Raw genomic sequence first — 6,155 nt, 5'->3', positions numbered from 1 at the left:
CCCGCCACCGATGTACTCGTTGCGCACCGGGCCGGCGGCAAAGGCGCTGGGCCCGTCGCCGGCCGCGCCCTCCATCTTGATGGGCTCGTTGCGCGGCTGCGCGGCCTCGGCGGGCTTGGGTGCGGACTCCGGCATGGGCTTGTTGGGCGCATCCGGCGGCGGCTTCAGCTCCTTGGGCGGTGGCGGTGGCGGCGGGGGTGGCGGCTGATCGGGCAGCAGGCTGATCTTGGCCACCTGGCGCTTGGGCGCCTCGGGCTGCCCGCTGAGCTGGCGCACCCACAGGGCCGCGCCCACCACCAGGCCGCCCACCAGCAGGGTCAGCAGCAGCTTGATGGCGATCTGGCGCCCGCGCGCGGGCTGCAGTGAATCCTCGGCCAGATCCATGCTCAGCTCCCGATGCGCGAGGTCACCAGGGCCATGTTCAGCCCCAGCTTGTTGCACAGATCCACCACCTGCACCACCGGCTCGTAGTGCGCGCGGCCATCGCCCTTGATGGCCACCGTCAGCCCCGCATCCCGGGCCTTGGCAGCCAGCAGCTGCTGCTCCAGCTCGGCCGCGCTGACGGGCGCGCCGTTGAGCATCAGCTGCCCGCCGGGCATGACCTGCACGATCTTGAGCTCATGCTTCTCGGTGCTGGGCTTGTTGCTGGGTTTGGGCAGGGTGATGGACAGGCCCTGCACCGAGGCCGTGGTCATCAGGATGAAGACCACCAGAAGCACATAGGCCAGGTCCAGCATGGGCGTGACATTGATGGTGTCGTAGGGCTTGGTCTCGTTCTGGACTTGCATCTAGACCCCCGCTCGCTTGGTCACCAGACCGATCTCGGTGATGTCCAGGGCCTTGGCCCGCTCCAGCACCTCCATCACCTTGTCGTACTGCGCCCGCGCATCGGCCTTGAGCACCACCGGCAGGGCCGGATTGGCGGCCTTGTACTGGGCCAGGTTCTGGCTGAGCTGCTCCATGGTCACGGGATAAGCGTCCAGATAGACCGAGCCGTCTTCGGTGATGGTGATGGCGCGGGTCTGGGGCTTGGCCAGATTGCCCGCCGCCTCGGTCTGCGGTGAATTCACCTTGACGCCCTGCACCGAGGCCGTGGTCATGATGATGAAGGTGACCAGCAGCACATAGGCCAGGTCCAGCATGGGCGTGATGTTGATGTCGTCGTAGGGCTCGTTGCCCTGCTTGAGATCGGCAGCCATCGCGCGCTCAGCGACCGTAGTCCTCGGCCACGCGGGTGATGAACTCGTCGACGAAGATCTGCATATCCGCCGAGATGTTCTTGATGCGCGAGGCCAGGTAGTTGTAGCCAAACAGGGCTGGAATGGCCACGCCCAGACCGGCCACCGTGGCCAGCAGGGCCGCCGCGATACCGGGCGCGATGGCATTCACATTCACATCGCCGGCGGCCGCAATCGCGGCAAAGGTGATCATCACGCCCACCACCGTGCCCAGCAGGCCCAGGAAGGGTCCGCCCGAGATGGCGATGGTCAGCAGCACCATCTGCGAGTTCAGCTTGTGGGACTCGCGCACCATATCCGCATCCACCGCGGCCTTGACGGCATTCAGCGAGGCATCGCTGAGGCTGCGCGGCGTGGCCGCCAGGGTGTCGGCGGGCGGCTGGGTGCCGATATCGCGCTTGTTGAGCTCGCGCACCCCGGCGCTGTAGAGGCGGTAGAGCGAGGAGTCGCGATGCTCCTGACCGCCCAGATGCAGCAGCTCGTCCTTGGCCGCGCGAAAGCGCTGCAGAAAGCTGCGGTTGGCGCGGTCGGCCTTGGACACCATCAGGGCCTTGACCACCATCACCCAGCAGGCCACCACGAACATCAGGCCGCACAGGATGATCACCACCCAGGCATCGGTGGTGAGGTTCTTCACCAAAATGCCCATATAGCCCTGCTCGGCGCCACCGGCGCTGTCAGCGCTCTCCATATTGCCCTTGAGCGCCTGCCCCTCCACGCCCTGGGTGGCGGCCGACAGGGCCAGCCACTGCGGCGAGCGCAGGGTGGCGGCAATCTGCAGCTCGTCCATCAGGCCCTTGAGGCCCTCACCCAGGCGCAGCTCACCCTCGATGGCGGGCGTCTGGGCCGCCACCTGGGCCACCGGCTTGCCGTTGAGATACAGCTGGGCCAGGCCTTGGCCCAGGGTGAGGGCCAGGTGTTGCCAGGCTCCGGCGTTCAGGCTGCCACCGCTCAGGCTGGCCGCGCCCACACGGGCCTGCAGCCGCCCCTCCTGCACGGCCAGGCTCAGCACGCCCTGCTGGACCAACAGGCCATCGGCCAGGGTTTCGGGCTTGAACCAGAGCGTGAGCGTCAGGGCGCCACCGGCCGCCACCCGCACCGCATCCTGGGCGGCAAAGCGCAGGGGCGCGCCTTCCAGGCGCGCGGCACTTCCCAGCAGGCCTGCCTTCTCCACATTCAGCGGGGCCAGGCTCTTGAGGCGGCCCTGGGCATCCTGGCCATCGGCCGTGCCCAGATGCAGGGCGCCCAGCGTGGCGGCGTCAAAGCCGCTGCCCGCGCCGGCCTCCACCGTGGCCTTGGCATGGCCGGCATAGACATGCAGCTGGGTCTTGTCGCTGCCCGGCGCCACCTGGGGCAGCTGCACCCAGATCAGGGCCAGCTCATTGACGGCATCGAAGCGCTCCACGCGAAAGGCCAGGGGCGTCTTGTCGTCGCCAGCCAGCACGCGCAAATCGCTGCCATCGTCCTTGGCGGCCAGAAAGTCGAAGTTGCCGCTGTGCAGGCGCACCGCCAGCGGCAGGGCCTGCACCGGCTGGTCCACACCGGCCACCGTGGTGTCCAGCACCAGGCGGCTGCGCTGGGGCCAATCGGCATTCCACCAAGCATGGGCGGCTGGGCTCAGCAGCGCGAAGGAGAGAAGAGCAATCAGATAGCGCATGGTCATCATCAATCCAGAAAAACTCGTTCGATCTAAGGCGGTTCCGTTCAGTCACCGCTGCTGCCAAAGCCCAGGAACTCCAGCAGCAGATTGCGGCGCGGGCGGCGCTTGCGGTTCTCGTCCTCGTCCCCGCCCGTGGCTTCGCGCTTGCCGGCCTCGGTGGCGGCCGCTGTGGGCGGGGTGATGGACGGGGCCGGCGGCGCCGGGGCGGCCAGGCTGGCCCCCTGCACCGCGCCGGTCGCGGCGATGTTGTCGGCGCCGCGCACCACGGTGGCGCCCAGGAAGAGATTGCCGGCGGACTTGATGCCCGCGTCACCGGCATTGATCTCGCCCAGCGGGGCATACAGATCCAGGGCACTGCCCTTGTCCAGCACCGCGATGCCGCTGCCGCTGAAGGAGCCGCTGGTGTCCACCACCACCCGGCCCTCGCGGTCCAGGGTGTAGACGGGCGGCGGCGCGCCGGTCACGGTCTTGGCACCGCGGCCCGCATCCAGATTGCCCAGGCCCGCCCAGAGCAGCACATCGCCCTGGGCCAGGGTGAAGATGCGCGACTGGTTCACTTCCACGCTGTCGCGCACCGCGGCCTGCACCGCGCCACCAGCCACGCTGACGATGCCGACATCCGCCGCGCTCTTGCCGCTCTGGCCCGCCAGATCGCCCACATTGATGCTGCCGCCCGGGGCCAGCAGGGTGATGGCGCCGCCCTGGGCCGTCTTGAACTGGCTATTGGCGAGAAGGATGCGCCCGTCGCGGGCCTCGGACTGCGGGTACAGCCCCTGCATGGCCTGATAGCCGCGCAGATAGGCCGCACGCTCGCCCGCCGCGGCCGCCCGGCCCGCGGCCTGCAGCTCGCGCATCAGGGTCTGCTGCAGGAAGATCAGGCGCTGGGCCGCCGGCAGACCGGCAAAGTCACGCCAGGCCGTTGCGGCATCGCGCGGCGCACCGCCCAGGCGGGCATTCACGAAGTCGCGCAGGCCTGCCGCATGCGGCGACACCGCCAGCAGCAGCTGCTCGTAGCCCTGCGGCCCCAGGCCGGCGGCCTTGGCCAGCAGGGCTGCGCCCATGGCCTGGCCCTGCAGGGCTTCGCGCAGCTCCTGGCGGACCAGGGCCTGGGCCGTGTCGCGCGCCGCGGGCTCAGCCGGCTGCAGGCGCGGATCCCCAGCCAGGAACTCGGAGCCGGCCAGGGGCGGCCGCGCCACATCGCGCCCGCTGCCCGTGACCCGGCCGTCGGTCACGGCCTGGTTGGCGGCACGGCTTTGCGCTTCGGCCAGGGCCAGGGCCTGCTGCAGATAGCGCTCGCTCTCCTGCGTCAGCAAGCTCTCGCCCACCAGGGCCTGCACCCGGGCGCGCTGCTCGTCCGGCTTCAGCGCGACAAAGTCCTTGGCCTGTTTCTGGGCCTCGGCCGCATCCAGGGTCTTGCCCGTCTCGCTCAGGGCCTTGAGCTGCACCGCCAGCAAGGCGCTGTGGTGCTGCAGGCCCGCGCCCTGCAGGGCATAGGCCCCGGCCTGGGCCAGATCGGCGGGCTGGTAGGCGCTGATCACGGTCAGGGCCGCCCCGCCCGGCTGCAGCAGGGTGGCGTTGTTGACATTGCCCTCGCTGAGCAGGCCGGTGCCGCCGCGCAGATCAAGGTCACGCCCGGCCAAGGCGAGCACATCGCCCGGCCCGGCCACGCGCAGACCACTGCTGCTGCTGCCGTTGAGCTGCAGGTCGCGCCCGGCCTGCAGCAGGGTCAGCTCCCCCGGAGCCTGATGCTGCACATTGATGGTGGCCAGCACCAGATCGCGCCCCGCCTGCAGCTGCAGGGGACGGGCGCTGAAGGACTGACCCTCCAGGCGCAGCGAATCCTCGGCCGAGACCAGGAGCAAGGGGCTGCGGTCCCCCGCGTCCAGGCCCTCGGCGTTGCTGCGCCACTGGCCCAGCAGCTGCTGCAATCGGGCCTGGGCCACGGGCTGGGCCTGGCTCTTGTTCTCGGCCAGCGTGGCGCCCACCCAGCGCCCGCCACGCAGGCGCAGCTCATCACGCGCCAGCAGGCTCAGGCGGGCCTCGCCCACGGGCAGCTGAACCAGGGGCTTGTCCATGCGTATGCCACCGTCCGGCGCGGCCAGGCTCAGGCTGTCGGGCAGGACGTTCTCGCCCGCGCCCGTCATCACCGCCGTCACCCCGCTGGGGCGCTGGCCACTCAGGCTCAGGTCACCACTGACGCTCAGCAGACGGGCCTGGGCCCGGTCCGCCAGGCCCGTGACGGCGGCGGTGCGGGCATCGCCAGCCACCGCTTCCGTGCCCTGGCGCAAGCCGCTGAGCAGGGCCGGATTGCTGAGGCTGCCCAGCTGCAGGTCTGCACCGGCCTGCACCGACCAGCGCGTATCCAGATGGAAGAGCTGGGGGGCCGCATAGCTCAGGGCACGACCGCTGCCGCCGCCGATGCGAGAGCCCGCGCTGAGGCTGGCCTGGGCACCGCCCGCGTTGTAGAGACCGCCCAGCACATCGCGCCCGGCACTGGCCCTGAGGCTGCCGCCGGGCATCCAGGTTCCCGCCCCGGGCACATAGTCTTTGCCGCCCGGCAGACCCTGTTCCCGCAAGCGGTAGCCGCTGGCCGGCGTGGACAGCTCCAGATCCACCAGATCGCGCCCGGCGCGCACCGCGATATCGCCGCCGCCAAAGGAGGCAATGCCCTGGGCGAACTGGTCATAGCGCGACCAGAACATCAGACCCAGTTGTTCCGCATTGGGGCTGAGCTGGCGCCACCACCAGTCGGCCACATACTGAACGCTCTGGGGCTGGCCGCCCCCGCTGGGATATTTGTAGCCGGGCAGGCTCAGCACATCGCGCCCGGCCTGCAGGGAAATGGCACCCGCATGGTCGAAGAAGGGGCCCAGATTGCCGCTGGGGCTGTTGGGAATCAGCTGGTCGCTCAGGCGCAGGCCCAGGCGGTTCAGATCCTGGGTGCTGGGTGTCGGCAGGGCCTCGCCCGTGGTGTAGATGCGCACCTGGCCGTTGCGGCCCTGGGCATTGAGCGCCACGCCCAGATTGATGTCGCCCGCAGCGGCCATGGCAATGCTGCCCGTGGTGCTGCGAATGAAGACGATGGGCGGCGTGGCCGTGGCGCTGGTGCCGGGCCGGCCGATGACGAGGCTGCCCGTGGCCTTCGTGGCATCCGCGGCCTCGTTCAGCGCCATCGGGTCGGCCGCCGCCAGATCGGCACCCGCCACCAGGCGGAAGGACGCGGCCCGACCGGCCATTGCCACGCCATTGGCCGCAAT

The 6,155-nt window shown here is 70.2% G+C and carries 5 protein-coding genes; all 5 read right to left on the bottom strand.

Annotated features, from left to right (window positions below; translation table 11 throughout):
* Positions 1 to 384, bottom strand: a 384-nt coding sequence (locus ACK5F2_RS13240; protein WP_409865300.1) for a hypothetical protein, incomplete at its 3' end; no start/stop codon positions are given.
* A gap of 2 nt (positions 385 to 386) precedes the next feature.
* The gene (locus ACK5F2_RS13235; protein ID WP_133605269.1) at positions 387 to 788 is read right to left on the bottom strand and encodes an ExbD/TolR family protein; all 402 of its coding nucleotides are present in this window, start codon (positions 786 to 788) and stop codon (positions 387 to 389) included.
* Positions 789 to 1,199 carry an ExbD/TolR family protein gene (locus ACK5F2_RS13230; protein WP_409865298.1) on the bottom strand — a complete coding sequence of 137 codons (411 nt, stop codon included), beginning with the start codon at positions 1,197 to 1,199 and terminating at the stop codon, positions 789 to 791. It lies immediately after the preceding gene.
* Between the two features lie 7 nt (positions 1,200 to 1,206).
* On the bottom strand, positions 1,207 to 2,895 hold the full coding sequence (locus tag ACK5F2_RS13225) for a DUF2341 domain-containing protein (protein ID WP_409865297.1): 1,689 nt from the start codon (positions 2,893 to 2,895) through the stop codon (positions 1,207 to 1,209).
* A 47-nt stretch (positions 2,896 to 2,942) separates the two neighbouring features.
* Positions 2,943 to 6,155: filamentous hemagglutinin family protein (locus ACK5F2_RS13220; protein WP_409865295.1), on the bottom strand; the 3,213-nt coding region annotated here is incomplete at its 5' end.

Source organism: Roseateles sp., from assembly GCF_046300915.1.
Taxonomy (GTDB): domain Bacteria; phylum Pseudomonadota; class Gammaproteobacteria; order Burkholderiales; family Burkholderiaceae_C; genus Kinneretia.
The sequence above is the reverse complement of the archived record's forward strand: the minus strand, read 5'-3'. Positions and strand labels throughout refer to the sequence as shown.